Genomic DNA, 25,587 nt, shown 5'->3' on the forward strand with positions numbered 1-25,587 from the left:
GAAGAGTAGATGAATCCCTTTCGTTTTAGTTTAGAAAAAGTATTAGATGTACGTTGGACAGTAGAAGATGAAGCCAAGAACAACTATGGACAAGCCCAACAAGCTTTGTTTGAAGCAGAAGAAAATCTTGAACTTTTGAAGCAAGAAAAAGAAATGTTAATGGAGGTACCTGCTCAAGGTGTGAGTCGGATGCAAGTTCGTTATTGGTATTTAATTGAACTTGATCGCCAAACACTCCAAGCGCAAAACCAAGTTTGGAATTTAAAAGAGCAAGTCAAAGTGATGCTAAATCAATACATTAACGCTCAAAAAGATCGGAAAATTTTAGAAAAACTAGAGGAAAAACAAAAAGAAGCTTATGAATTAGAGCTCAAGCTATATGAACAAAAACAACTCGATGAAATGAGCAATCGTAGTTTGATGATGGGTTAAACAAATCCTAATCAGGTTTAAGGAGGTGAAGAAAATGAAAGCAATAGATACAATGAATCTCATTGCCAGTGACAAAACGTTGGATAGCACTTCCAAAAAAATGACTGCAGAGTCAAAAAACACTGAATTTCAATCATTGTTAGCTGGCTTTACGCAACAAGAACAGGTTGAAACAGACCCCACGATTGAAGAAAGTCTAGAATTACCTGAAGTAGGTGACCTGGAAGAAAATCAACTACTCGTTGAAAATGAAAATACTGAAGTCATTGAAACACCTGAAGAACTTGAAGACTTAGAGGAACTTGATCCGCAAGAAAGCGAACAAATCGAAGTGTTAGATCCAAGTCATGTATCCACAAGCACAACGATAGAACAACAAGCAATCGCTTCGTTTTTTAACCCGATGCCACTAAGAAGTACAAATGGGGGCGACGTGACTATGACATCACCGATAGTTGAAACCGGTGAAGAGCAAGTGTCGACTATCGAGCCAACATCAGGTGACGGGATACTTATGAAGAGTGAGTTAACAGCTCAAACATTAGGAGCAGATTCGCTCATGTCCTCTAATCCAGTGAGTGAAACTGAAACAATAATCACTTCAACGAACATTGAGGAGCAAGAAATGGCAACTAAGATGACAGTTGAAACAACGATTGTTACTCAATCATCAGTTGAAGGACTATCAAAAACGAGCGCAGTGACACCCACTGTAATTGAGATCCCAAGTAGCTTGTTACCAAGAGAAACGACTCAGACTTTACCAGCAACGACTGAGAAGGCATTAACTCAGGTCGCTCAAAAATTAGAGCAGCCACTTGTTCAGAAAATCACGACCATGAATCAAGGATCGACTCAAAAGTTAACGGTTGAACTCTTACCGGAACGATTAGGTAAAGTCGAAGTAACGATTCAAGTCACGAACAATAAAGTTCAACTAGAATTTGTCGTTCAAAATAGCCAAACGAGACAACTTTTAGAAACCGTAAAACCACGCTTAGAACAAATTATGCATAAACAAGAATTCCAAGAAGTCATGCAAGGAAAAGTGACCGAAACCGCTTCCGTTGCAAGCAGTGACTTGAATCAAGCCAGTCTATCGGATCAATCCAATTTCCAACAAAGTTTCCAACAAGAGCGTCGCCAGCAAACTTTTGGACAACAAATAAATAAAGGCAAAACATTCTCAGAAATCGCAGCTGAAAAGCAGACAACGATTGAAAAAGGAAGTATCGATATTTTAGCCTAGAAAGGAGTATACAATGCCAAATTTAATTAATAATGATCCCCAAGTGAATACACGTGGTGTGGAACAGCATCGTGAAAAGAGCAATCCCTCGGATATTTCAATGGATGACTTTTTAAAAATCTTAGCTGCTTCGATGAGTAATCCGACTGTAATGGGTGGTGACTCAGGTGGTGGTGGCAATGCTGGAACCGATTATGTGAACCAGTTCATTCAATTTACTTCTTTACAACAAATGACGGAAATCGGTGATAACTTAACAACATCAATCCAGATGAATCAGCAACAACAAGCATTTGAAATGATTGGTCGTGAGGTAACAATTGCTGATGGTGAAGAAAAGATTTATGGAAAAGTCGAGAAAGTTCGATTTGTCGATGGTTACGCAACTGTTGTTGTTGCAGGAATTGAGTACTACTTGAGTGCCGTTCAAGAGGTTGGTGATCGTGATGGCGTATCGACCAAACCACCAGTGACGCCAGAAGATCCGGTAACACCAGAGCATCCGATTGTCCGACCAGATGATCCAGGAGTTGACGAGACGCCAGAGTCTGGTAATGAATCATAAGATGGTTTCAAACATTAATCGACTGACCACCCATCCATCATCGGTGAGGCCAGCCGCAAAAAGCGTACATGAGCTTAAACAAGAACAACAAAATTTCCAACAACTACTACAACAACAAAAGACTCAAAAATTACATGTTTCACACCATGCTCAAAAGCGACTACTTGCTAGAGATTTACATTTAGAACCAGCAGATTACCAACAATTAGATGAAGCGATGACTGAATTAGCTGAAAAAGGTAGTAAAGAATCATTGCTAATCTATAAAGACATTGGTCTGATTGCCAATATCCAAAATCGAACAATTATTACCGCGATGGATATGGAAGAGTTACATACGATTACCAATATTGATAGTGCCAAATTTATTAGATAACAAACGGCCGGACTTGTAAAAGAAGCCGTTGCATTTTCGGAATGACAGATGAAAATGCTTAAATATTAGGAGGAAAATTAAATGTTAAGATCGTTATATTCAGGTGTAAGTGGAATGAAGAATTTACAAGTAAAAATGGACGTTATTTCAAATAACATTGCCAACGTAAACACGGTTGGTTTCAAATCAAGTCGTGTGGTTTTTGAAGATATCATGAGCCAAACAACAACGAATGCGAGTGCTGCCGGTAACGGACTTGGTGGAAAAAACGCTCAACAAGTTGGTTTAGGTTCACAAATCGGATCAATTGATACGATTCACTCAGTTGGAGCGCCGCAAACAACTGGTCGCGAATTAGACTTCTACATCAGTGGTCCAGGTTACTTTGTTTTACGTGGTCCTGGTAATGATGGCGATGCAATCAACTATTACACGCGTGATGGTGCATTTGTTCGTGATTCAGAAGGTAGTATTACCAATAATGGCGGGATGAAAGTTATGGGTGCTGTAGCCAATCCACCAGTTGAGTATACGGAAGATTTTGATTTAGGGACGATTCCAGTAAATGATGGCAACTTAGAAACATTAAGCGTACCAGAAGAATTACCAGGTGGCGCAGGAGAAGAGTATAAGTCAATGGCAATTGATGCGAACGGACTTGTACTAGCACGTTACGGAGATAAAACATTCGTATTAGGTCGTGTCGGTGTGGCAACATTTAATAACGCGGACGGCTTAGAAAAAGCGGGTGGAAATAATTATCAATCAGGATCAAATACCGGCGAACCAATTATCGGTAGTAGTGGTGAAAATGGTTCAGGATTATTACGTTCAGGTGCATTAGAGATGTCAAACGTCGATTTATCGAATGAATTTACTGAAATGATTATCGCAACACGTGCTTATCAAGCCAACTCTCGTTCGATCACAACTTCTGATGAGATGCTACAAGAATTAATCAACCTAAAACGTTAATCAGGTTCAACTAAAAAGTCTTTGAGGTGAATCAAATGATTGCTGTTACAACTTTACACGGAAAAAATTTTTATATTAACCCCGATTTAATTTATCGGATTGAAGAGACGCCAGATACAACGATTACACTAATTGATAGCAAGACAATTGTCGTGAAAGAAGCACCAGAAGTGGTCGTTCACCGGATTATTAGTTATCGTCAAACGATCTACCGTCAAGTCCCTCAAATCAATAAAAATCAGTAAAAAAGGAGCGTTACTCGTGGCAAAAAAAGAAAAAATAAAAGCAAAAGCAAAAGATAAAAATGCCGAAGCGACAGATGCAACAAAGGTGAAAGACTCTGCTGAAAGAAAACCATTAAGTTTAGCGATCATTATTCCAGTGATTGCCGTATTGGTTGTCGTTGGTAGTATTGCAGGAACGATCGTAACAAATAAATTTATTGCACCGCTTGTCGTTGTAGGTTCTGAAGCGCCTCCAGCAACAACTCACGGAAAAATTGGTGAAGAACAAGTTATTGTTCCAATGGAAGAATTCTTAGTCAATTTAGCAAAAGGTGACAATAAAAAAGCTGAATACATGCGCATTACGATGTCATTACTAACGAGTAATGAAAAAGACAGTTTAGAATTAACGCAAAACGTAGCTGTGGTACGTGACAGTGTTGTTAACACGTTACGCCAAAAAACAAGTGGCGATATTTTAGACACACCAGAAAGCATCGCTAGCTTGAAATTAGAGTTAAGAGAAGTGATTAACAACGCTTATGGTAAAGGGATTGTCGGCGAAGTTTACATTACTGATTTCGTTATTCAATAAATAGGAGGCCAAAACAACTAATGGAACTATTTTTTTCAGTGCTTAAAATGATTATTTTTTTAATCGTGATTATTTATGCGATTAATTGGACCCTCAAGTATTTAAACCGTTACACGAATCAATCCTCAGAAGTGATTGAAGTCATTCAACGATTAGGTGTCAGTAAGTCGTCTTCGATTGCGATTGTTAAAATTCTTGACCAACATTATATTATGAGTTTGTCTGAAAATCAAAATCAGATTATCAAAATTTTAACTGCAGAAGAAGTCGCAGCTTACGAAGCAACCTTGAAATCACCAGTGGAACCAATCGTACCGGAAGCTTTTGCGAATTTAGTTAAAAAAAGCGTGGCTCAGTTAACGAAAAAGAAAGAGGATCAAAAGCATGGAAATTTTAAAGAATAGACGCCTTTGGTTGGGGCTAGGTTTGCTTGCAGGCTTAATTTATTTCTTGACCCCAGTAACGGCCTTTGCTGTAACAACAGATGAAATAACCAAAACGATTGGTGATTTCATGACAAATGGCAATGGAGACAATGCCGTCGTCAATAATTTTATTTTAATTACCTTGTTATCGGTCATTCCAATTATTTTAGTCATGATGACATCTTTTACCCGGACAATTATGGTTCTATCGTTCGTCCGAAATTCTCTAGGAACACAGCAAAACCCACCAAACCAAGTGCTACTTGGTTTGGCGCTGTTTCTGACTTTTTTTGTGATGCGACCTGTTTATACAGATATTTACGATCAAGCAATTAAACCGTACCAAGCACAAGAAATTTCACAAGAAGTTGTTTTTGAGCGCTCAGAAGTACGAATCAAAGAATTTATGTATCAACAAACGCGCAAAAAAGATTTAGAACTATTCTTAGATATTGCTGATGAAAAAGGGAAGTACCCTTCATATAAAGAAGTGCCACTTACAATTATGACACCGGCGTTTATTATTAGCGAATTACGAACCGCCTTTAGTATTGGTTTCTTGTTATTTATTCCTTTTTTGATCATTGATATGGTCGTCGCCAGTATTTTGATGTCGATGGGAATGTTCATGTTGTCCCCGGTAATGATTGCCTTACCATTTAAGTTACTGTTATTCGTTCTAGTTGACGGCTGGTATTTAGTCGTCGAATCACTTGTTAGAAGTTTCCAATAAGAAAGTAGAGGGAAAGAAATGTCAATTGAACTTGTTGCCCAAGTGATGCGGGATGCGTTTTTAAGAATCTTACTCGTTGCTGGGCCCGCGGTCTTAGTCGCTTTAATCGTCGGCTTAATTATTAGTATTTTTCAAGCCACAACTCAAATCCAAGAACAAACATTGAGCTTTGTACCGAAATTGATTGCAATTTTCTTAACGATTTTACTAACTGGAAATTTCATGTTAAATCTTTTAATTAATTTTACAAAGTCTATTTTTAAAATAATTGCAACAATGTGAGGCGTAGAAAATGGAACTTGTACAAGTAGGTATCTTTGTTTTTATACGAATCACAGCCTTTATGATCATCTCACCCGTCTTTTCACAAAAAGGCATACCGAATTTTTCGAAGATCATTCTTTCTGCGGCGTTAATGATTGTAACCGTACCGTTAGTCCCAAGTTTTGAACCAATCGACAACCTCTTTGTATTTGGGCTTGTTGTTTGGAAAGAAGTATTATTTGGACTAGCAATGGGATTTTTAAGTCAGTTGGTTTTTACTGGCGTCGAAATTGCCGGACAGCTTGTGGACTTCCAAGTTGGATTCTCGATGGCACAAGCCTATGATCCAACGTTTCAAATCATGTCTTCGCAATACGGTAAGCTTTATTATTGGTTGACGTTAATGGTCATTTTTTTAACCAATCTGCATCATTACCTCATTAAAGGAGTTGTTGATTCGTTCCAACTCGTACCAATTGGAGCGGCCAGTATTCCAGGTGTGACTGTTGAAGGTGTGATTAAGCTCTTTGCGCTAACTTTTGAAATGGCGCTGCACTTGGCAGCACCTTTAGTGATTTCAGCCATGGTGATTGATGTTTTGCTCGGTATTTTGTCACGGACAATTCCTCAAATCAACGTCTTAATGATGGGGATGCCGATGAAATCTGGGTTTAGTTTTATAATCTTTTTACTTTTAGTTCCAAACACGTTGGAATATTTAACGAAAATCGTACCAAAATCGTTGCAGTATATGATGGAGTTTATTAAATCTATTTCATAAATGAGGTGAGGAAATGTCGGATAAAGATGGAAAAACTGAAAAGCCCACCCCCAAGCGACTCAAGGATAGCCGAGAAAAAGGCGATATCCCTAAAAGTGCCGATCTTGTACCGGCTCTGTCCTTGTTCGCTTTTGCCATTGTTTTTATTCCATTGTGGGAATATCTAGTCCGTCAACTCATTCCTTTTATGACGCATTCACTTGAACGTTTGTATCAATATGAAACCATCTTTAATGATTTACCTAAGTTAACCCTTCAAGTATTGTTTGTTTTTGCCCTACTCCTCTTTCCATTTTTCTTAGTGAGTGTCACAGTTGGTTTGCTAGGAAACTTAGTTCAAGTTGGATTGCTATTTTCAACGAAAGTTATTAAACCTAATTTTAAAAAATTAAATCCAATTTCTGGCTTTAAAAATTTATTCGGTATGCAATCACTTGTTAATAGTATAAAAACAATCCTCAAATTTTTAATCGTCTTTTATCTGTGTTACCAACAATTTATCGATGCGTTACCAGATATTATGAAACTAAATCAAGTTGGAACACAACAGCTTTTGGGTTTCTTACTGCATTTCACTAAGACGCTGATGCAACAAATTGCTATTTTTATGTTTGTGATTAGTATTGTGGATTACTTATATCAACGCTACAATCACACGAAAAAATTAAAAATGTCGAAGCATGAAATTAAAGAGGAACATAAACAAATGGAAGGGGACCCGCAAATTAAAGCCCAACGTAAAGCCAGACACCGTGAGGCGATGCGTAATGCGGTAGCAAACGTCAAAGACGCGACGGTCGTAATTACGAACCCGACGCATTATGCGATTGCGATTCGTTACGAGGCAAAAGGGGAGGAAGTTCCTAAAGTTCTAGCTAAAGGAACCGATGAAATTGCACAAAAAATGAAAGAAGAAGCAAGTAAACTCAATATTCCGATGATTGAGAATCGACCAGTCGCCAGAGCGCTCTACCCACTTGTTGAAGCAGGGGATTTTGTCCCGGTTGAAATGTATGAGTCGATTGCAGAAATTATTGCGCTTGTCTATCAATTAGAAGAACAGAAAAAATATAAAATTTAACTACTAGAAAGAGGAGAAAACGAAAATGAATCAAACAGCGACAAAAAAATCGTTAAAAACAGTTGGCTGGTCAGAAGTGATCGTGTCCTTTTTAGTAGTAGGAATTATTGGTTTGATTTTAATTCCATTACCAGCCACGTTTTTAGACTTGTTAATTATTGTCAATTTAACGGTTGGGATGAACATTTTACTAATTACTTTATCGACCAAAAATGTCCTAGAATTCTCAACCTTTCCGACAGTCTTATTATTAACAACGATGTTTCGTCTTGGTTTGAACTTATCGTCAACTCGTTTAATTTTGACACAAGGAAACGGTGGTAAAGTCATCGATGCCTTCGCCAACGTGGTAGCCGGTAATAACTATATTGTCGGAATTATTTTATTTGTAATTATCACAATTGTCCAATTAATCGTTGTAACCAATGGTGCGGGACGTGTATCTGAAGTATCCGCTCGTTTTACTTTAGATGCGATGCCTGGAAAGCAAATGGCGATTGATTCTGATTTAAACTCTGGTCTAATCGACGAAGGTGAAGCACGTAAACGTCGAAAAGACTTGCAGCGTGAAGCGGACTTCTTTGGTTCGATGGATGGTGCAAGTAAGTTCGTTAAAGGTGATGCGATTGCTGGAATATTAATTACTGTTATTAACTTAATCGGCGGATCACTGATTTTTTCAATGGGTGGTCAAATGACGATGGGCGAAGCCTTCATGACCTTTGGTAAATTATCGATTGGTGATGGTTTAGTTAGCTCGATTCCTTCGTTACTCATTTCCGTTGCCTCAGGTATCATGGTGACTCGTTCAGATAATGATAGTACGTTTGGTAAAGATATTTCGGAAGATATTATGCGTAATCCACAACTCTTCCGTATCATGGGCGTCATTTTATTCGCATTATCGATTGTTCCTGGTTTTCCTTTCTTACCGTTTGCTTTATTAGGTGTGGCTTTATTTGTTGCGAGTTTTGCGATTAAGCAACAAGAAGAAAAAGTTAAAAAGGAACGTAAGAAAGAGGAACAACGCCTAGCATTACAGTTGAAAAAAGAGCAACAAGAAGAAGACGATTCGGTCGCATCCTTCCAAGTAGAACCAATCTCAATTGAAATTGGTTATGGGTTGATTCAGATGATCGATGGCACAACGGATAATAGTTTAATGAACCGTATTGTGGCGATTCGGAAACAAAGTGCTCAAGAGCTCGGGATTTTGGTTAGTCCTGTCCGAATTCGCGACAACCTCTATTTAGAACCGAATGACTATTCGATTAAAATTCGTGGAAATGAAGTCGGTAAAGGGGATATTTATCCAAATAAATTTATGATTATTAGTCCGAATGATGAGCCGTTTCCTTTTGAAGGGATTATGACTCGTGAACCGGCCTTTAATTTAGAAGCGATGTGGATTGATGAAAAGGACCGTGACATGGCTGATTTACAAGGATTTACAGTTATTGAGCCACTAACGGTCATCGCCACTCATTTAAAAGAAATTATTTACGAACATGCACCTGAACTGTTAGGACGTCAAGAAGTTCAAAAATTATTAGAAGGCATTAAAGAGCAATACAACGTCGTGATTGATGAATTGATTCCTGAAATTTTGCGTTTAGGAGAAGTTCAAAAAGTCTTACAAAACTTGTTAGATGAACAAATTCCAATTAACGACTTAGCGACAATTTTAGAGACATTAGCGGATTACGGATTAGTCACAAAAGATACAGAAATGTTGACCGAATATGTTCGTCAATCGTTGAAACGAACCATAGCGACGAAATACATGGATGCAGAGCAACAATTAAAAGTCATCGTGATTCATCCAAAAGTCGAGGAACTGATTGCTCAAAGTATTCAAAAGACGGCAACAGGCTCGTATCCGGTTTTAAAACCAGATACTGTCAACTTGCTATTAGAATCACTGGGACAAATTCATCAACAACTAATCGCGGATGGTATTCCACATGTAATCCTAGCGTCACCTAAAATTCGTTTAGCGTTAAGAAAATTAATTTCCTTTAATTTCCCTGATATTGCGGTCTTGTCCTTGAATGAAGTGCCAAACGAAATGATGATTGAGTCTGTTGGTAGTGTAGAAATATAGTGCGTAAGAAAGGATGCTTTTGATGTATGAATTGAGTTTTGAAGAGGAAATATTGAAATATTTGCCTGTGGTTGATCGTGTTGTTAATCGTATTACTATTAAGAATACCGATTATGAAAAAGAGGATTTATTCAATATCGGTGTAATTGGTTTGATGGACGCCCTAAAGAAGTTTGATGCCTCGAAAAAAGTCCCCTTTGAAAGTTATGCAGCCATTCGTGTCAGAGGATCCATTTTTGATGAAGTGCGTAAACATGGGAAAATATCACGCTATCGCATGACTCAGTTGAATGAATACTATGAAGCGAAGCGAGAACTCGAACAAGAGCAAAAAGGTGACGTGACGGATACCGATATTTGTCAGAAGTTAGCTATCACACGAGCACAACTAAATGAGATTTATGATAGTTTGAATTATTTAGCGAGTGTCTCACTAGAAGCAACGTTGTTCAATCAAAACGATGATGGTATGACCGTTGAAGATACCATCCAAGATCAAAGCATCCCGAATGTCGAAGAGACACTTTTAGAGGATGAACGCAAAAAAGCACTTGAAAAAAGTGTGACGCAACTAGCGGAAAGAGAGCAAATCATCTTAGATTTATATTATAAAGAAGAAATGACCTTAAAAGAAATTGCTGAAATTCTAGGGATTTCAATTGCGCGTGTCTCACAAATTCACGGAAAAATTATTAGTAAATTAAAACTGAGCATTGAGGAGGAATTACAGTGATTCGTTCAATTGATACGTTAACCAAAAATTTCCAAATATTACAAAAGCGTCAAGAAAATACGAGTAGCAACATGGCCAATAGCCAAACAACGGGTTTTCAAAGTCAGCGTTTATTCCAACAAACGCTTGAAGAAGTCGATATGATGAACCATCAAGGTGGCCCAGAAGTTAATCGCCGAAATCCAATCGGTGGCTTTACTTTCGGTAATGAGATTGCAGGATCAGCTTTAGATACGTCACGAGGCGCTTTGGAGCAAACGACACGGACGACGGATTTCGCAGTGAAATCAGAGGGTTACTTTAGTGTTCGTATGCCAAATGGTCAAGAAGGCTATACACGTAATGGGCATTTTGGCGTCAATGCACAAAACGAATTAGTTACGCAAGAAGGTTACCTTGTTTTAGGAGCAAACAATCAAGGCGTTGCAGCGAACGATACGCGACCAAACTTTAAAATCACGGCATTCAATGAGCCGCAACGTTTGCAAATTGCTGGTAATGGTTACTTTACGAGTCAAGTTGCGGGTACAGTCGTTGCGAATGCACAAGTCAACCAAGGTTATTTAGAAACATCGAATGTTACAGTAGCTGATGAAATGGTTGAATTGATGCAAACGGCCCGTGAATATGAAGCCAATCAAAAAGTATTGAGTACGGTTAACCAAACATTACAAAAAGCAACAAATGAAATCGGGCGTGTATAGGAGGGCAATGAATGAATCATCTATTAAATATTAGCCGTTCAGGAATTAATGGCTTACAAAAAAAATTAAATGCGACTTCGCATAATATTGCGAATGTGAACACAGTGGGTTACAAAGAACAAACGATGCAATTCAAAGAGCTTTTACACAATCCGATTCTTAATAGCCAAGCACCGATTGACGCCGCAGCACAATCAAGTATTTACCGTGGCGTCGAAGCCGAATTGGAGCAAATCCATTTTGAGCAAGGAGCGTTTGTAAGTACAGGTAATGAATGGGACGTCGCATTGGCAGGACAAGGATTCTTTGGTTTACGTGATGAAAACAACCAACTCACTTTGACGCGTAACGGAAACTTTGGACTCGATGAAACGGGACGTGTAGTTAACAGTCAAGGTCAAGCAGTCGATATGGCGCGCTACTTACCGGAAAACGCTTGGCCCAAAGGAACCGTTGGCATTGATCAATTAGGTAATGTATCGATTACGACAGCAGACCGTCGCCAAACACTCGTTGGTAAAATTAACGTTTATCAACCAGAAAACCTTAATCAATTGGAAGCAAGTGGCAATGGCCAATTCCAACTGATTGAAGGTGGACAAGCGCAACTAGTCAACGAAGGCTTTACCGTTCGTCAAGGCTCACTGGAACAATCGAATGTGAATATCGCCCAATCAATGACCGATTTGATGGTGACACAACGCGCCTACTCTTTAAATACCCGTGTCTTACAGTCAACCGATGAGTTACTGAGTATTACTAATCGTATGACTGATTAAGGCGAGGCAAGATATGATTAAAGTAGAACAACTCAATAAAAAATATCGCAATGGGCGAGAAGCGCTAAGAAATGTTTCTTTTGAAATCAAACAAGGAGAGTTTGTGTATTGTGTCGGTCCAAGTGGATCAGGAAAAAGTACCTTGTTCAAAGCATTATCAAAGGAAATTCAAACAACAAGCGGCTTGATTCAATTAAATCAATACCGCGTTGATTTGATACCTTCTCGTCATCTATATCTGCTCCGTCGTGAATTGGGAATCGTCTCGCAAGACGATTTCCTCATTCCACAAATAAGCGTGTACCAAAACATTGCCTTAGCCTTAAAAGCCGTTGAAACACCAGACAAAGAAATTCGCACAAAAATTGAAGGCGTCTTAGCACTTGTTCAAATGAGCGGTTTTGAAAAAAGCTTGCCAAGTGAATTATCGATTGGGCAACGTAAAAAAATTGCGATTGCACGTAGTTTAGTCAATCAGCCATCGATCTTACTAGCGGATGAACCAACAGCCAATCTTGATGGCAATGCTTCAGTCGATATGATGAAACTTTTTTTAAGAATTCATCAGTCAGGCACGACGATTTTACTTGCAACCCATGATAGTACGATGGTTAACTCGATTCGCTACCGAGTATTGGAGCTAAAAGACGGTCAGTTAATTCGTGATGATGCCAATGGCGGCTACTCACGTTACGCCGATCCAAAAGATGTTTACGTTTGGTAGCTTCTAGCGCTTAAAGAAATCCTTTGCTATTCCGATAAAGATAATAAGACTATCTTTTTTATTATTTCTTAAAAAAGTAGCCAATATTATGAAGATAGAAGGGATATGCGTATGCAAGCGAAACAAAAGAAATTATCAGGAAATTTTCACATTCTGTCATTATGGCCAGTCATTTTAACGATACTAGCTGTTTTGGGCGGGTATTTGTTTGTCATTCAACCACTAGCCAATGCGGAAGTGACAAAAAAGTTTCAAATTTTCTCACTCATAATTATCGGATTACATGTTTTATTTATCCTTGTATTCAGACGAGGATCAGCGAATAAAAAAGAAATGACAGAGATTTTAACGGAGTTAGAAAAAGTTCGTCAAGGAAATTTCCAAGCGGAATTTTCAAATCGTGTCAAGTCAAACGATCAAGAATCGATGCGTTTAGCAGAAGACTTAGATGCGTTAACGAATATGTTTAAAGCCGTGATCGTAGGTATGAAAGAAGAGAGCGGACGTATGGGTGATATGGTCAATCAATTAACCAACACTTCACGCCAAGCAAAATCTGCGATGGGGAATATCCAAGGATCGATGCAGACGATTGCTCAGTCCAGTTCAAAAGAAGCAGAAGAAGCTGAATACACGGCACGTATCACAAATGAATTAGCCGAAGAAATCCGTTATTTGAATGACGAAATTAATCAAATGAATGGCTATGCAAAAGAATCGCATGACAGAAACTTAGCCAATGGGCGTTTAATGACACAAGTCTTTGAAAGTTCGGAATCTGAAAGTGCCAGTCAAGCGAACTTAGTACAAGAAGTGAATCAAATGAATGATGACATTCAAGACATTGGAAAAATCGTTCAACTCATTAATGATATTGCAGAACAAACCAACTTACTTGCGCTAAATGCCTCAATCGAAGCAGCGCGTGCAGGAGAAGCAGGTCGTGGTTTTGCAATCGTCGCAGAAGAAGTTCGGAATTTAGCTGAGCAAAGTAACCAATCAGCTAACAATATTCGCTCGATGATTGATTCCATTCGTTTTAAATCAGGTGATATCGCCAAAGAAATTACTCGTTCTTTTGAAGATGGCAAAGCGCGTAGTCAGACAGTCAATGATGCCATTGCCTCATCTGAAAAAGTGTCAGAAATCGTTAATTTGTTCGTTCGCGGTTTACAAACAACTGAAACGCACTTGAGCCAAATTATCGAGAAAAAAGAAATTGTACAAACAGCAGTTAACAATATTTCAGCGACGATTACAGAAGCGTCAGGTAGTACACAAGAAGTTTATGCCAATTTAGAAAACTTCTTATTGTTGATTGATTCTTTTGAACAAAATACGCAAGAAATGGAAACTATTGCGATGATTCTAAAATTCCAAGTGGAAAATTTCAAACTCTAAGCAGTTAAGAAAGGAAGAAAAATGATGGAGCAGTATGTCGTCTTTAAAAGTCATGGTCAATTTTTTGCAATTTTAGTTCAAAACGTTGATCGTATTATTGAAGCAAGTCAATTTATTTTATTACCGGAAGTCTCTGATTTTATTTTAGGTGTACATGAATATCAAGAGAAGATGATTCCAATTGTCGATGTGCGCAAAAAATTATTTCATGAATACACCACCAAAACCGAAACAACTAAAGTGATTTTATGTCAGTGGGAAGGTCAGTCGCTAGGTCTTTACGTAGAAGATATTGTTGATATTTCATATATGGAAACAAGTCGTTACGAAGAAGAACTCGTTCGCGCAGCTTTAAAACAAGGATACATCGAGCAATTCTTAAAATTAGACGAGCGCATAGTGATGCAATTATCAATGGCATTCTTGTTTGATAATCAACAAGAGACACCGGCATTAGTTGATTTGGAAGAACTGATTGAATTGAAGGAAGACTAAAGATGTCCTTACAAACACAAGAGGTACGCGTTGGTATTTCTGATTACAAAACAGCACAAGCACCGAACAAACTGATTACGGTGGGGTTAGGTTCTTGTATTGGAACGATTATTTATGATGAACGCTCAAAAATTGGTGGTTTGAGTCACATTATGTTACCGGACAGTCGTTTCTTTGCAGGACGTCAAGAAATAAAAGTGGCGAAATTTGCGGATTTAGCCATCCCTGAAATGGTTGAAGAAATCAAAAAACAAACAACCCGCCGCCCACAATTGAAAGCCAAAATTGTCGGTGGTGCGAGTATGTTTGATTTTGGTAAAAATCAACCCGGACAAGGAATTGGCGAGCGTAATATTGAAGCAGTCGAAAAAATCCTAGAAGAGTTATCAATTGATATCGTTGCAAAGCATGTCGGTGGAAACAAAGGCCGCACGATGCTCGTTGATCTGGCTGACTTTTCGACAATGGTTCGAACAGTCAATCATGATACGGTTTATATTTAAGGAGGGGTAACAATCGAAATTTTCGTTGTCGATGATTCCGCGTTTATGCGTAAAGTAGTGACCGATTTATTAGAAAAAATGCCGAACGTGAAAGTTTCAAATGTGGCAAGAAACGGCAAACAAGCATTGGCCCTATTAGAAGATGAGCAACCAGACGTTGTGTTGTTAGACGTTGAGATGCCGATTTTAAATGGTTTAGAAACATTAAAAATCATTAAAGAAAAGTATGATGTTCCAGTCATTATGTTGAGTGCTTTGACGAATAAAGAAGTTACAATCGAAGCATTAAACTTAGGAGCAGCCGATTTTGTGGAGAAACCAACAAATATCAAAGAGATTCAAAATGAATGGATTCGTGATTTTTACGGAAAAATTAAAAACGTGGCACCAAAGAAGCAACGAATGGTTGCGACACGTGAACCAGTGACGCCCTTAAAAAATCCACAAAAAATTCAATTTCCTACCAAAGTTCGTGGTGTCGTAATTGGCGCTTCGACTGGTGGACCAAAGTCGTTAATTCATATTATCCAAGAACTGGATACGCCATTAAAAGTACCAATCTTTATTGTGCAACATATGCCTAAAGGTTTTACAACCTCATTTGCCCAACGGATGAACGACGAATCAAAGGTTGAAGTGAAAGAGGCGGTCGATGGGGAATTAATTATGAATAAAGTCTACCTGTGTCCAGGTGATTATCATATGACAATTGCTGACGGTCGAATCGCATTAAACCAAGACGCGAAAGTTCATGGGACAAGACCGGCTGTCGATCACTTATTCCGCTCAGCAGCTAAAGTCTATGGCAGTGGACTTGTCGCATTGATTTTAACCGGTATGGGGAAAGACGGTGCGGCAGGCATGAAACAAGTCGCACAGTACGGTGGTTATAATATTGCGCAGAGTAAAGAAACCTCGGTTGTCTTCGGTATGCCAAAGCATGCGATTGAATCGGGTGTTGTACAAGAAGTCTTAGATTTAGATGTGATTGGTGACAAACTAAAACAGATGGTTAGGTGAGAAAAATGACATTAAATTTTGAGTTTTTTAATCAATGGGTGGAACAAAAGTTAGGCATTCAATTAGAAGCCTATAAAGAGCGCCAAATGCAACGTCGGATTGGCAACATTATGCAAACAGCGGGTGTCAGTACACTAGAGGCCTATGCCAAACTGTTAGAAACCAATCCACAAGCAAAGCAAGAATTTCTTTCGCATATCACGATTAATGTAACGGAATTCTATCGTAACAAAGACTTATTTGAAGCTTTTGAAAAACAAATTATTCGCAAAAGCCAAGAAGGCAAAGCACTAAAGATTTGGAGTGCCGCGTGCTCGATTGGTTCGGAACCGTATACGTTATCAATGATTTTAAATAACCATAACATTCGTCAAGCGCAAATTGTCGCAACGGATATTGACCAGAATTGTTTAGTACGTGGTCGTTCAGGTCTGTATAAAGCAAGTGAAGTCAAAAATATTCCATCAGATGAATTAAAGAAACATTTTACGGTAGTAAATGATGATTACCAAGCACAAGCGCACCTAAAGCAACGCATTCAATTCAAAAAACATGACTTGCTCGTTGATCCGTATGAGAAGAAATGTGATGTGATTGTTTGTCGTAACGTAACGATTTATTTCAAAAACGAGGCACGCGATGCGGTTTATCAGAAATTTAGCGACGTATTAGAACCAGGTGGTATCTTATTTACCGGCGCAACGGAAACCATTAACTTTTCTGAACGCTTTGGCTTAGAAAAAATTGATTCATTTATTTATCAAAAAATCGGATAAACAAGGAAAGGAGTAGAAACAAATGGATGATAATAATATTTATCGGACCCTCTTTTTTGAGGAAAGTGATGATCATTTACAACAGTTAAACGATAACGTCCTTGCCCTAGAAAATGACCCGAGTAATTTAGATTTATTAAATGAAATCTTTCGTTCCGCCCATACATTAAAAGGGATGGCCGCAACGATGGGGTACGATGTCATGACTGAATTAACGCATAAAATGGAAAACATTTTAGAAGAATTCAAGAGTGGCGCGATTCAAATCACAAGTGATTATGTTTCATTGATTTTTAGTTGTCTCGATCGTTTGTCAACGTTAGTCGAAGATTTACGAGAAGACAAAGAGTTACGCCGTGAACAAATTGCCGATTTACTAGCAGAATTAGAAACGGTAGAAGGCCAAACAGCCGCAACGACGCAAGAAACGGTTGCAGACGAGGAAAGCCGTACAAGCGAGGAATTGAATAATACCTTTGAATCGTTAGAAGAATCGGATTTATTTGTGATTGAACAAGCAATTGAAGGGGCACATAATGCCTATAGTATTGGTATTCGTTTAGATGCAGACTCCATGTTAAAAGGTCCGCGAGTTTTCTTAATTATGGAGAAATTGGAGCAAGAAGGAGATATCTTGCATACGGAACCCGCAGCAGAGATCCTTGAAGAAGGCGCTTTTGAAACGGACTTTCATTTGATTTATTTAACAAAGAACGCAATCGAAGACGTGCAAGCAAATATTGAGAGCAACAGTGAGATTGATCGTATCTTGGTGGAACCTTTCGATCAAACAAAGCACCTTAAAAAAGTACAGACACTAGAAGAAATTGCAGTCGAAGCACTTGTCGCTGAAACAAATGAAAAAGTGACAAAGACACCACAATATAGTAACAACCAAAACAACCAATCGATTCGTGTCGATTTATCACGTCTGGATCTGTTCTTAAATTTAGTGTCAGAACTCGTTGTTTACCGTAACCAATTGGAAGATGTCAGCAACCGTGAGAATATCAACGAAATTAAAGATTCGTTAGAACAAGTTTCTCGTCTAACGTCTGAGTTACAAGATTTAGTATTGAAAATCCGTATGCAACAAGTCAATGTTGTTTTTAGTCGTTTCCCAAGAATGGTCCGTGACTTATCCAATGAATTGGGTAAAGAGATTGACTTAATTATTACAGGGGAAGAAACGGAACTAGACAAAACAGTCGTCTCTGAATTGAGTGACCCACTTGTTCACTTACTAAGAAACTCAATCGATCATGGAATTGAGCAACCGGCCAATCGTATCAAGATAGGTAAAGAAGCCAAAGGAACGATTCGTTTAACCGCATTCCAAGAAGGTAACCAAGTCATTATTACTATTGAAGATGACGGTAAAGGATTAAACCCAGAAATCCTCAAAGCAAGTGCTGAGAAAAAAGGCATTAGTACGAGTCACTTAAGTGATGAAGAGATTCAACGCTTGATTTTCCATCCAGGATTTTCAACTGCTAAAGAAGTGACCAATGTATCTGGTCGAGGCGTAGGAATGGACGCGGTACAATCGAAAATCCTTTCACTAGGTGGGACGATTGAATTAAAAAGTACCGTGGATGTAGGCACAATCTTTACGATTCGTTTACCGCTGACGTTATCGATTATTGACGCTTTAATGGTACAAGTCGCAGATGATACATTCGCCGTGCCATTAGATGTCGTGGAACGTGTCGTGCGCATAAAAGAAGAAGAGATTGTTAAAACATTGAATCAAGAAGTCTATGAATTCCAAGGAAATATGATTCCTGTCTTACGAACCAATGAAATGCTTGCAATTAATGACAAGAACATGGACAAATATTATGGTATTATTGTCAATATTGATCAAAAGGATTATGCGATTTTAGCAGATCATTTAATTGGGCAACAAGAAGTCGTAATCAAAAAAATCGATAGTATGTTGCAACAAACACGTAAATATCAAGGGGCAACCATTTTAGGCGATGGCTCAATTGCACTAATTCTAGACGTTAATGCGATTTGTAGCGATCAAAGGAGTCTATAATGGAGTATACAGCGTTAGAAATTGATGGACTCAAAGAAATTATTAATATCGGTGGTGGCAATGCAGCAACCAGTATTTCTTTACTAGTCAATCGTCGCATCGATATGCGTGTACCTGAAGTTGAAATTTTAAGCTATGAAGAAATGTATGAACAAGTCATGCAAGATTCAGAAGAGGTCTACGCGGTATCGAGTCAAATTGTTGGTGATATTGGAGGAATGTTCCTTTTTGTATTGTCACAAGAGACAGCAGAACGCATGACGGAATACATGGTAGGGTCGCAACAATCAAGTGTTGAAGTGACGAATTCTGCCGTCATGGAAATGACAAATATTCTTTCAAACTCCTTTTTAAATGCAATTGGGAAGTTGCTAGAAAAACAACTCATTTCGTCGTTACCGATGATGCAATACGATTACTTCGGAGCGGTTATTAGCAGCATTTATATGGCGCTTGACCAATACGATGACCAAGTACTCGTCATCCGAAACGAATTTTTCTATGATAAAGAGCGTTTAGACGCTTCATTATTTTTCATCCCAGAAATGGGCGTTATTCAAAAAATATTAACAGCTTTGGGAATTTGAAAGGGGAACAATAAAAATGTCAAAAAAAATCTTGATCGTCGATGATGCGGTCTTCATGCGTATGAAATTAAAGGATATTCTAGAAAAAAATGGTTACACGGTTATAGCCGAGGCCGAAAATGGGAAAGAAGCTTTCGAAAAATACCAAGCAACACAACCTGATTTAGTAACAATGGATATTACGATGCCAGAAGTTGATGGCTTAGAAGCACTAAAAATGATTAAAGAATTTGATCCTGCAGCTAAAATCGTAATGTGTAGTGCGATGGGTCAACAAGGAATGGTAATGGATGCAATTCGTGCAGGTGCACTTGATTTCATCGTAAAACCTTTCGATACTGATCGTGTAATTAAAGCCGTTGATAAAGTTTTAGTATAAAAAAAGGAGCCAGACAAACATGCAAATGATTCTTTTTAAGATGAATGAACAGTCATACTTGATTTCAGCCGATACGGTCGAAGAAATCATTGATACAATTCATATCACAAAAGTGCCGCTTGCTCCTAGTTGGGTCGAAGGCTTGATTAATTTACGCGGTACTATTTTAACAGTTGTTAATCTAGCTGAGTTAATTGAATTAGACAAACCCACCGATCCCCGCAATATCTTTATCATGAAGAATGGGGAAGAAAAGAAAGGTTTGTTGATTGAAGAAGTTGTGGAAGTTATCGACGTCCAACCAGCCGATCTGCAGTTAAAAGAAGACAGCGAATTTGATTATTACTCAGGAATTGTCTCATTTTCTGATAAAGTCGCCAATGTGATTGATGTGAACCATCTGATTTTTGAGTAAGTGGAGGTACCATTGTGGAGCAAGTATTATCGCAACAAGAAATCGATCGCCTCTTGAGTGCCATGACGAGTGGCGAGCTTGATAAAGAGGTCGTTGAAGAGGGAAATGAGTTATCCAAAGTAAAGGACTATGATTTCCGCCGGCCAACCAAATTGTCGAAAGAATACGTCAATACGTTACATATGATTTTTGAAGATTTTTCAAAAATGGGTAGTGGGGTCCTTTCGACTTCACTAAGAACAAATGTCCAGTTACAGTTAGCGGCCATTGAGCAAATTAGTTACGATGAATTTATTCATTCGATTCCGAAATTTACATTACTTGGAATGTTTCGCTCACAACCATTAAACGGCATTCAAATGCTGGAAATGAATCCACAACTATGTATGCTTCTCGTGGAACTATTGTGTGGTGGCTTAGAAATTAGCCAGATGCAAAAGGCTGAAGAAGATTTCTCAGAAAAGAAATCATTTACAGATATTGAATTATCGATTTTAGAATCAGTCGTTCAAAGTTTAACCGAAGTTTATGAGCATGTGTGGAAAGATATTGCCGAATTAAATACCGTGGTTGATGGTTTAGACACGAATCCTCAGTTGATGCAAAATATGTCACCCAATGAACCAGTGATCCTAGCCACCTTTACGGTAAAAATTCTAGAAACAACCACTTTTATTAACTTGTGTATCCCGTATGTTTTCTTTGAAGGCATTATTGATAAATTGAGTTTTAGAAACTGGTTTGATACGAATAAAACAGTCAATTCACAAGATACCGACGAACTGCAAAAGAGCATGAATAGTGTTCAATTAGAGTTAGAAGTCCTTTTAGGAAATGCGCAAATGAATCTATCTGACTTCCTACACTTGGCGCCAGGGGATGTAATCAAGTTGGATCGAAAAATTACTGAACCATTGGTGACATACATTGAAGGAAAACCTTTCTATCGCGTTCGACCAGGTCGTAAAGATGGACAACTAGCGGTAGAGTTAATTGACAAATTAGAAGGAGAAGAAGACGAATGAGCGGGAGTTTATCACAACAAGAAATTGATGCAATGTTAACAGGACCAGGAGAGACAGCAGCTCCTGCTTCAAGTAACGGCATTACAGAACGAGTAAAACTAGATATTATTGGCGAAGTTGGGAATATCTCGATGTCGCAAGCAGCAACGACACTATCTGAAATTTTGAATCATCGAGTAACAATCACTACCCCTCGTGTGACGAAATTAAAGTTTAAAGATATTGTTGATGGATTAGTGGCACCAAAAGTAGCAGCAACAGTTAGCTACAAAGCAGGAATTAGTGGAACAAACTTAATGTTACTAGAAGTCAACGATGCAATGATTATTGCGGACTTGATGATGGGTGGCGACGGATCAACAGCTGCCGAGACCTTTACAGAGTTAGAATTAAGTGCGGTAGCGGAAGCGATGAATCAAATGATTGGTTCAGCTTCAACTTCAATGGCAATGATGTTTAATCGTTTAATCGATATCTTACCCCCGAATGTTAACTTGTGGGAGTATGGTAACGAGATGAACTACGGTGGTTTAAAAGAAGATGATGATATTTATAGTATTTCATTTTCATTAAACGTGGAAGGTGTGATTGAAAGTGAAATCATGCAAGTCTTCACTGACGAAGTGGTTTTAGATATTTCACAAGCAATGTTAAATGATGAGGCAGAAAATGTCCGTCCTGAACCAGTTGTTGTGCAACCAAGCATGACAGCAAGCGCACCGACTCCGATTGCGACACAAATGCCTGAACCACCAAAACCAAGTGTGGCAGTTAGCCAAGCAGCGTTCCAACCATTAACTGGCAACAGTTCATCTGTTGAAGGGGACAACCTTGACTTGATTTTAGACGTACCACTTGATCTAAGTGTGATCTTAGGTAAGAGTCGTAAATCAATTAAAGAAATCTTAGCACTGAATACCGGATCTGTAATTGAACTCGATAAATTAACCGAAGAACCGCTTGAGATTTTATTGAACGGGAAATTGATTGCAACTGGTGAAGTCGTTGTTATTAATGAAAGTTTTGGTGTTCGTATTACGAATATCTTGTCACAAAAACAACGCTTAAACAATCTTCATTAAAAAAATCCTGAAAAGTTAAACAATTTGTTTAACTTTTTTTGGCTTTTAACCGATAATAGGACTAAGAGCAACAAGTAGAGGAGGAATTTTTATGAAAATCGAAAGAAGTTACGGTGAATATAACAAAGAACTTTATAACCAAAAGAAAGCTGCCGATCAGGCAACGATTCAAGACAACCAAAAGAGTTCATTCGAACAACCGGTAAAATTATCGGACGCCGCTCAAAAAATTCGCAACAATCAAACAGTCGATCAAGGCAATGCTGAAAAGATTGCATCCATTAAAAAAGCGATTCAAGATGGGACGTACAAGGTATCTGCGAAAGAGATTACCGATAGCATGTGGCAACATATGAAAGGCGAATAAACATGAACGAAGCAAAATTCGAAACGCAATTGCAGCGTTTCTTCAATTTATTAAAAAAAGAAAAAAAGGTTCTTATTAAGAACCAAGCTGAAAAATTAGAAGAGTTGGTCACGCAAAAAGAAAGCTATGTGGATGTTTTAAATAACTATGAAGGCGATGTGACGCCACGCATGAAGGAATTGATTCAAAGCATTCAATTTCAACAAGAAGAAAACTTATTGTTGACTCAACAAGCGATTAGTTATCAAACAGTGTTAATGGATGCCGTTAAAAAAACGATGCAAACATCGACACATACGACCTATTCCAAAACACAAGTACAGAGCGCGCAACGACCGACAACGATGATTAATACAAAATTTTAGGAGAAGAACATGACTGGATTATTTGGAACATTAGGTACAGCAACTCGTGGAATGAATGCAAACCAAAATGCACTACAAACGAGTGGGCATAACATTTCTAATATGAATACGGATGGTTACTCACGTCAACGTGTTCGTATGCAGACAGAACAACCGTATTTGATGGCAGGAGTCGGTACACTTGGAACAGGTGTCCGTACGGCTGGCGTTGAGCGAATTACTGATAGTTTCATCCGTACACAAACACAAGGCGCGTATTCGAAGTTTCGTTTCTACGAACAAAAGTCGCATGCACTGGGACAATTAGAGCAATACATGAATGAACCTTCTGAAACAGGAATGATCAAACAAATGTCTGTCATGCATGATTCTTGGGCAAAATTAGGTAGTAACCCAGAGTTAGGGACATCAAAAACATTAGTCGTTGAAAACAGTAATAGTTTTACTGACATGGTCAACCAAACAGGCAAGCAAATTGGTGAGCTACAAGGTGAAATGATTGATAATATTGAGAAAAATGCGCTTGATTTTAACGAAAAAGTCAAAGAATTAGAAATTTTAAACGGTCAAATTTATGATTTAGCCAGTCAAGGTGGGACACCAAACGATTTACTTGATCGCCGTGACTCGTTATTAAAAGACTTATCTGGTTTAGCGGATATTTCTTCAACGACGGATATGTATGGCCGTGTGTCTTCCCTAAAAATTGGGAACAAAACAACCGGCACGGAAATTTTATCATTAGACGGTGGACGTAAAGAAATCAGTGTGGTTACTGGTGAAAATGATCCAAGTAATACGATTTCTTTAGGTGGAAATGCTCAGAACAAAGTAACGATCGATGGGGATTTACCATTAGGCACAATTGTTTTAGCTGATACATCAACCAACCCTGCCACTGTGACAGAAGTTGATGTGGAAGAAGGGCAAATTGGTGGCTACCAAGAAGCTAATAAAGAAGTCAAAGCACGCTTAGATGAATTCCAAACCTTCGTGAAAAGCGTAGCCGATACAATTAATGGGGCTTACCGTGCGGAATCGGGCGAAGATTTCTTCACCTTCGATGCTGATGGGAAAATTAGTGTCAATCAAACCCTACGCGACAATCCCAATAAATTAGTCGTTGGAAAAGGTGCAAATCCGGAAGCTGGTGATGGTTCACTTGCAACCGAAATCGGTGGCTTGTTTACCAAAAAAGATGCGGATGGTTTAACATTTGCCGAGCGTTACAATAGTATCGTGACGAAGAACGGGATTTCTAAGCAACAAGCAGACAATACAGCCAGCTCACAATTAACGGTGTTAAATCAATTAGAATATAAAAATGAATCGATTTCAGGTGTCAATATTAACGAGGAAGTTTCGGATGTTATGCGTTTTTCACAAGCATTCCAAGCCAACGCTCGAATTATTCAAACCGTTTCTGAAATGCTCGATACATTAATTAATCGAACAGGAGTTTAATCAAAATGCGTGTTTCTAGTAATGTAACTTATAACGATTTTATCAAAAACTTAAACCGTAATGCGGTTAAAGTTCAAAAAACACTGAACCAATTAGCAAGTTTAAAAGAAGTTAGTCAATCTTCTGACAATCCACTACTCGTCTCAAAAATTATGAACTTAAATGTTGCTTTAGGACAAAATGCGACTTACGCGCAAGAAATTAAAGATAGTATTTCTTGGAGTGATACCCAAGATGGTGCGCTATCGAGTGTAGGTGAATCGATGGCTCGTATTCGAACATTGATCCAAGCATCTGGTACAGCAACCGCTGGAAAAGACGAAATCAATGCGAATAAAAATGAGATTCAACAAGAGATGCGTTCGCTGGTTGATTCGTTAAACACCAACTTTGATGGACGTTATGTCTTTGCAGGTCAAGCGACGGATAAAATCCCGTTTGAAGTCATTGAAACCAATGGCGAAGTCACCGGCATTAAATATAATGGAACGGGTCATAATCTACCTCGTGAAATCTCTGATGGTGTGACGATTGATTTAGTTACCGATGGTAGCAAGATGATGGAAGCCGATGGGGAAGATTTAAGTACTTTCTTTAATGATGTCATGACGGCTTTAAATGCTGGCGAAGACGGCGACAAAGAAGCATTGTCAGGTGAATTGATGGAGCGCTTAGATAAATTTAGTAGTAATTTCGTTGATAACCGGACGCATATCGGTGCGGTAGCGAACCGTTTGAAATCAGCTGGTGCACGAAATGAAACAGAAAAAATCTCATTAACGCAATCATTATCCGATCGTCAAGATGTTGATATTGCAGAGAAATACATGGAATACCAAAACCAAATGTTAGGCTATCAAACGACGATGGCAATGGGAACCAAAATTATGCAAACAACGATTTTAGACTACGTAAGATAA

The 25,587-nt window shown here is 38.5% G+C and carries 32 protein-coding genes; all 32 read left to right on the plus strand.

The window, feature by feature from the left end; all coding sequences use genetic code 11:
- Positions 1–9 precede the first annotated feature (9 nt).
- Complete coding sequence (gene fliJ / locus IEV09_RS09105) at positions 10–432, plus strand: flagellar export protein FliJ (RefSeq protein WP_188367985.1); 423 nt, start codon at positions 10–12, stop codon at positions 430–432.
- 34 nt (positions 433–466) lie between these two features.
- A complete protein-coding gene (locus tag IEV09_RS09110; protein WP_188367986.1) occupies positions 467–1,681 on the plus strand; it encodes a flagellar hook-length control protein FliK in 1,215 nt (404 codons plus the stop codon).
- 13 nt (positions 1,682–1,694) lie between these two features.
- Positions 1,695–2,246, plus strand: coding sequence for a hypothetical protein (locus IEV09_RS09115; RefSeq protein WP_188367987.1), 552 nt, complete (start codon positions 1,695–1,697; stop codon positions 2,244–2,246).
- Positions 2,236–2,622: a TIGR02530 family flagellar biosynthesis protein gene (locus IEV09_RS09120; protein WP_229731690.1), complete on the plus strand. Its 387-nt coding sequence runs from the start codon at positions 2,236–2,238 to the stop codon at positions 2,620–2,622. Before IEV09_RS09115 ends, IEV09_RS09120 begins: the two co-directional genes overlap by 11 nt.
- Before the next feature lie 81 nt (positions 2,623–2,703).
- Positions 2,704–3,597, plus strand: a complete 894-nt coding sequence (locus tag IEV09_RS09125; RefSeq protein ID WP_188367988.1) for a flagellar hook-basal body complex protein — start codon at positions 2,704–2,706, stop codon at positions 3,595–3,597.
- Between the two features lie 35 nt (positions 3,598–3,632).
- Entirely contained in the window at positions 3,633–3,842 is a 210-nt protein-coding gene (locus IEV09_RS09130; RefSeq protein ID WP_188367989.1) for a flagellar FlbD family protein, read from the plus strand.
- A gap of 16 nt (positions 3,843–3,858) precedes the next feature.
- Complete coding sequence (locus tag IEV09_RS09135) at positions 3,859–4,416, plus strand: flagellar basal body-associated FliL family protein (protein WP_188367990.1); 558 nt, start codon at positions 3,859–3,861, stop codon at positions 4,414–4,416.
- Between the two features lie 20 nt (positions 4,417–4,436).
- The gene (locus IEV09_RS09140; RefSeq protein WP_188367991.1) at positions 4,437–4,820 is read left to right on the plus strand and encodes a flagellar biosynthetic protein FliO; all 384 of its coding nucleotides are present in this window, start codon (positions 4,437–4,439) and stop codon (positions 4,818–4,820) included.
- Positions 4,801–5,574: a flagellar type III secretion system pore protein FliP gene (gene fliP / locus IEV09_RS09145; RefSeq protein WP_188367992.1), complete on the plus strand. Its 774-nt coding sequence runs from the start codon at positions 4,801–4,803 to the stop codon at positions 5,572–5,574. Before IEV09_RS09140 ends, fliP begins: the two co-directional genes overlap by 20 nt.
- Positions 5,575–5,592: 18 nt before the next feature.
- Positions 5,593–5,856 (plus strand): flagellar biosynthesis protein FliQ, encoded by a 264-nt coding sequence (fliQ, locus tag IEV09_RS09150; protein WP_188367993.1) that lies wholly within the window; start codon positions 5,593–5,595, stop codon positions 5,854–5,856.
- Between the two features lie 10 nt (positions 5,857–5,866).
- Positions 5,867–6,619: a flagellar biosynthetic protein FliR gene (fliR, locus tag IEV09_RS09155; protein ID WP_188367994.1), complete on the plus strand. Its 753-nt coding sequence runs from the start codon at positions 5,867–5,869 to the stop codon at positions 6,617–6,619.
- Positions 6,620–6,632: 13 nt separating this feature from the next.
- Positions 6,633–7,700, plus strand: a complete 1,068-nt coding sequence (flhB, locus tag IEV09_RS09160; RefSeq protein ID WP_188367995.1) for a flagellar biosynthesis protein FlhB — start codon at positions 6,633–6,635, stop codon at positions 7,698–7,700.
- 25 nt (positions 7,701–7,725) lie between these two features.
- Entirely contained in the window at positions 7,726–9,804 is a 2,079-nt protein-coding gene (gene flhA, locus IEV09_RS09165) for a flagellar biosynthesis protein FlhA (protein WP_188367996.1), read from the plus strand.
- A 22-nt stretch (positions 9,805–9,826) separates the two neighbouring features.
- A complete protein-coding gene (locus tag IEV09_RS09170) occupies positions 9,827–10,537 on the plus strand; it encodes a sigma-70 family RNA polymerase sigma factor (protein WP_188367997.1) in 711 nt (236 codons plus the stop codon).
- Positions 10,534–11,241, plus strand: a complete 708-nt coding sequence (locus IEV09_RS09175; RefSeq protein WP_188367998.1) for a flagellar hook-basal body protein — start codon at positions 10,534–10,536, stop codon at positions 11,239–11,241. Before IEV09_RS09170 ends, IEV09_RS09175 begins: the two co-directional genes overlap by 4 nt.
- Before the next feature lie 11 nt (positions 11,242–11,252).
- Positions 11,253–12,020, plus strand: a complete 768-nt coding sequence (locus IEV09_RS12820) for a flagellar hook-basal body protein (protein ID WP_188367999.1) — start codon at positions 11,253–11,255, stop codon at positions 12,018–12,020.
- Positions 12,021–12,033: 13 nt separating this feature from the next.
- On the plus strand, positions 12,034–12,744 hold the full coding sequence (locus tag IEV09_RS09185) for a cell division ATP-binding protein FtsE (protein WP_188368000.1): 711 nt from the start codon (positions 12,034–12,036) through the stop codon (positions 12,742–12,744).
- Positions 12,745–12,855: 111 nt separating this feature from the next.
- The gene (locus IEV09_RS09190; RefSeq protein WP_188368001.1) at positions 12,856–14,145 is read left to right on the plus strand and encodes a methyl-accepting chemotaxis protein; all 1,290 of its coding nucleotides are present in this window, start codon (positions 12,856–12,858) and stop codon (positions 14,143–14,145) included.
- 24 nt (positions 14,146–14,169) lie between these two features.
- The gene (locus tag IEV09_RS09195) at positions 14,170–14,640 is read left to right on the plus strand and encodes a chemotaxis protein CheW (protein WP_188368002.1); all 471 of its coding nucleotides are present in this window, start codon (positions 14,170–14,172) and stop codon (positions 14,638–14,640) included.
- A gap of 2 nt (positions 14,641–14,642) precedes the next feature.
- On the plus strand, positions 14,643–15,143 hold the full coding sequence (locus tag IEV09_RS09200) for a chemotaxis protein CheD (RefSeq protein ID WP_188368003.1): 501 nt from the start codon (positions 14,643–14,645) through the stop codon (positions 15,141–15,143).
- A gap of 12 nt (positions 15,144–15,155) precedes the next feature.
- Positions 15,156–16,163 carry a protein-glutamate methylesterase/protein-glutamine glutaminase gene (locus IEV09_RS09205; RefSeq protein ID WP_188368038.1) on the plus strand — a complete coding sequence of 336 codons (1,008 nt, stop codon included), beginning with the start codon at positions 15,156–15,158 and terminating at the stop codon, positions 16,161–16,163.
- Positions 16,164–16,168: 5 nt separating this feature from the next.
- Positions 16,169–16,939, plus strand: a complete 771-nt coding sequence (locus tag IEV09_RS09210; protein WP_188368004.1) for a CheR family methyltransferase — start codon at positions 16,169–16,171, stop codon at positions 16,937–16,939.
- A 22-nt stretch (positions 16,940–16,961) separates the two neighbouring features.
- Positions 16,962–18,983, plus strand: coding sequence for a chemotaxis protein CheA (locus IEV09_RS09215; RefSeq protein ID WP_188368005.1), 2,022 nt, complete (start codon positions 16,962–16,964; stop codon positions 18,981–18,983).
- On the plus strand, positions 18,983–19,570 hold the full coding sequence (locus IEV09_RS09220; protein ID WP_188368006.1) for a chemotaxis protein CheC: 588 nt from the start codon (positions 18,983–18,985) through the stop codon (positions 19,568–19,570). Before IEV09_RS09215 ends, IEV09_RS09220 begins: the two co-directional genes overlap by 1 nt.
- 16 nt (positions 19,571–19,586) lie before the next feature.
- Positions 19,587–19,949: a response regulator gene (locus tag IEV09_RS09225; protein ID WP_188368007.1), complete on the plus strand. Its 363-nt coding sequence runs from the start codon at positions 19,587–19,589 to the stop codon at positions 19,947–19,949.
- Between the two features lie 19 nt (positions 19,950–19,968).
- Positions 19,969–20,364: a chemotaxis protein CheW gene (locus IEV09_RS09230; protein ID WP_188368008.1), complete on the plus strand. Its 396-nt coding sequence runs from the start codon at positions 19,969–19,971 to the stop codon at positions 20,362–20,364.
- Between the two features lie 14 nt (positions 20,365–20,378).
- Positions 20,379–21,389, plus strand: coding sequence for a flagellar motor switch protein FliM (gene fliM / locus IEV09_RS09235; protein ID WP_188368009.1), 1,011 nt, complete (start codon positions 20,379–20,381; stop codon positions 21,387–21,389).
- Complete coding sequence (gene fliY / locus IEV09_RS09240; protein ID WP_188368010.1) at positions 21,386–22,471, plus strand: flagellar motor switch phosphatase FliY; 1,086 nt, start codon at positions 21,386–21,388, stop codon at positions 22,469–22,471. Before fliM ends, fliY begins: the two co-directional genes overlap by 4 nt.
- Positions 22,472–22,562: 91 nt before the next feature.
- Positions 22,563–22,838, plus strand: a complete 276-nt coding sequence (gene flgM / locus IEV09_RS09245; RefSeq protein WP_188368011.1) for a flagellar biosynthesis anti-sigma factor FlgM — start codon at positions 22,563–22,565, stop codon at positions 22,836–22,838.
- Positions 22,839–22,840: 2 nt separating this feature from the next.
- Positions 22,841–23,203 (plus strand): hypothetical protein, encoded by a 363-nt coding sequence (locus IEV09_RS09250; RefSeq protein WP_188368012.1) that lies wholly within the window; start codon positions 22,841–22,843, stop codon positions 23,201–23,203.
- 9 nt (positions 23,204–23,212) lie between these two features.
- Positions 23,213–24,667, plus strand: coding sequence for a flagellar hook-associated protein FlgK (gene flgK / locus IEV09_RS09255; RefSeq protein ID WP_188368013.1), 1,455 nt, complete (start codon positions 23,213–23,215; stop codon positions 24,665–24,667).
- Positions 24,668–24,672: 5 nt separating this feature from the next.
- Positions 24,673–25,587 carry a flagellar hook-associated protein FlgL gene (gene flgL, locus IEV09_RS09260; protein WP_188368014.1) on the plus strand — a complete coding sequence of 305 codons (915 nt, stop codon included), beginning with the start codon at positions 24,673–24,675 and terminating at the stop codon, positions 25,585–25,587.

Source organism: Enterococcus alcedinis (assembly GCF_014635985.1).
GTDB classification, from domain to species: Bacteria; Bacillota; Bacilli; order Lactobacillales; family Enterococcaceae; genus Enterococcus_I; species Enterococcus_I alcedinis.

What these genes read in the sequence shown, in the direction of transcription:
- flhA (WP_188367996.1), top strand. Translation starts at nt 7,726, where the DNA reads ATGAATCAAACAGCGACAAAAAAATCGTTAAAAACAGTTGGCTGGTCA.
- fliR (WP_188367994.1), top strand. Translation starts at nt 5,867, where the DNA reads ATGGAACTTGTACAAGTAGGTATCTTTGTTTTTATACGAATCACAGCC.
- IEV09_RS09230 (WP_188368008.1), top strand. Translation starts at nt 19,969, where the DNA reads ATGCAAATGATTCTTTTTAAGATGAATGAACAGTCATACTTGATTTCA.
- fliJ (WP_188367985.1), top strand. Translation starts at nt 10, where the DNA reads ATGAATCCCTTTCGTTTTAGTTTAGAAAAAGTATTAGATGTACGTTGG.
- IEV09_RS09140 (WP_188367991.1), top strand. Translation starts at nt 4,437, where the DNA reads ATGGAACTATTTTTTTCAGTGCTTAAAATGATTATTTTTTTAATCGTG.
- IEV09_RS12820 (WP_188367999.1), top strand. Translation starts at nt 11,253, where the DNA reads ATGAATCATCTATTAAATATTAGCCGTTCAGGAATTAATGGCTTACAA.
- IEV09_RS09190 (WP_188368001.1), top strand. Translation starts at nt 12,856, where the DNA reads ATGCAAGCGAAACAAAAGAAATTATCAGGAAATTTTCACATTCTGTCA.
- IEV09_RS09130 (WP_188367989.1), top strand. Translation starts at nt 3,633, where the DNA reads ATGATTGCTGTTACAACTTTACACGGAAAAAATTTTTATATTAACCCC.
- IEV09_RS09225 (WP_188368007.1), top strand. Translation starts at nt 19,587, where the DNA reads ATGTCAAAAAAAATCTTGATCGTCGATGATGCGGTCTTCATGCGTATG.
- flgM (WP_188368011.1), top strand. Translation starts at nt 22,563, where the DNA reads ATGAAAATCGAAAGAAGTTACGGTGAATATAACAAAGAACTTTATAAC.
- IEV09_RS09170 (WP_188367997.1), top strand. Translation starts at nt 9,827, where the DNA reads ATGTATGAATTGAGTTTTGAAGAGGAAATATTGAAATATTTGCCTGTG.
- IEV09_RS09195 (WP_188368002.1), top strand. Translation starts at nt 14,170, where the DNA reads ATGGAGCAGTATGTCGTCTTTAAAAGTCATGGTCAATTTTTTGCAATT.
- flhB (WP_188367995.1), top strand. Translation starts at nt 6,633, where the DNA reads ATGTCGGATAAAGATGGAAAAACTGAAAAGCCCACCCCCAAGCGACTC.
- IEV09_RS09115 (WP_188367987.1), top strand. Translation starts at nt 1,695, where the DNA reads ATGCCAAATTTAATTAATAATGATCCCCAAGTGAATACACGTGGTGTG.
- IEV09_RS09110 (WP_188367986.1), top strand. Translation starts at nt 467, where the DNA reads ATGAAAGCAATAGATACAATGAATCTCATTGCCAGTGACAAAACGTTG.
- IEV09_RS09185 (WP_188368000.1), top strand. Translation starts at nt 12,034, where the DNA reads ATGATTAAAGTAGAACAACTCAATAAAAAATATCGCAATGGGCGAGAA.
- IEV09_RS09120 (WP_229731690.1), top strand. Translation starts at nt 2,236, where the DNA reads ATGAATCATAAGATGGTTTCAAACATTAATCGACTGACCACCCATCCA.
- flgL (WP_188368014.1), top strand. Translation starts at nt 24,673, where the DNA reads ATGCGTGTTTCTAGTAATGTAACTTATAACGATTTTATCAAAAACTTA.
- IEV09_RS09250 (WP_188368012.1), top strand. Translation starts at nt 22,841, where the DNA reads ATGAACGAAGCAAAATTCGAAACGCAATTGCAGCGTTTCTTCAATTTA.
- flgK (WP_188368013.1), top strand. Translation starts at nt 23,213, where the DNA reads ATGACTGGATTATTTGGAACATTAGGTACAGCAACTCGTGGAATGAAT.
- fliY (WP_188368010.1), top strand. Translation starts at nt 21,386, where the DNA reads ATGAGCGGGAGTTTATCACAACAAGAAATTGATGCAATGTTAACAGGA.
- IEV09_RS09210 (WP_188368004.1), top strand. Translation starts at nt 16,169, where the DNA reads ATGACATTAAATTTTGAGTTTTTTAATCAATGGGTGGAACAAAAGTTA.
- IEV09_RS09200 (WP_188368003.1), top strand. Translation starts at nt 14,643, where the DNA reads ATGTCCTTACAAACACAAGAGGTACGCGTTGGTATTTCTGATTACAAA.
- fliQ (WP_188367993.1), top strand. Translation starts at nt 5,593, where the DNA reads ATGTCAATTGAACTTGTTGCCCAAGTGATGCGGGATGCGTTTTTAAGA.
- IEV09_RS09125 (WP_188367988.1), top strand. Translation starts at nt 2,704, where the DNA reads ATGTTAAGATCGTTATATTCAGGTGTAAGTGGAATGAAGAATTTACAA.
- IEV09_RS09215 (WP_188368005.1), top strand. Translation starts at nt 16,962, where the DNA reads ATGGATGATAATAATATTTATCGGACCCTCTTTTTTGAGGAAAGTGAT.
- IEV09_RS09220 (WP_188368006.1), top strand. Translation starts at nt 18,983, where the DNA reads ATGGAGTATACAGCGTTAGAAATTGATGGACTCAAAGAAATTATTAAT.
- fliP (WP_188367992.1), top strand. Translation starts at nt 4,801, where the DNA reads ATGGAAATTTTAAAGAATAGACGCCTTTGGTTGGGGCTAGGTTTGCTT.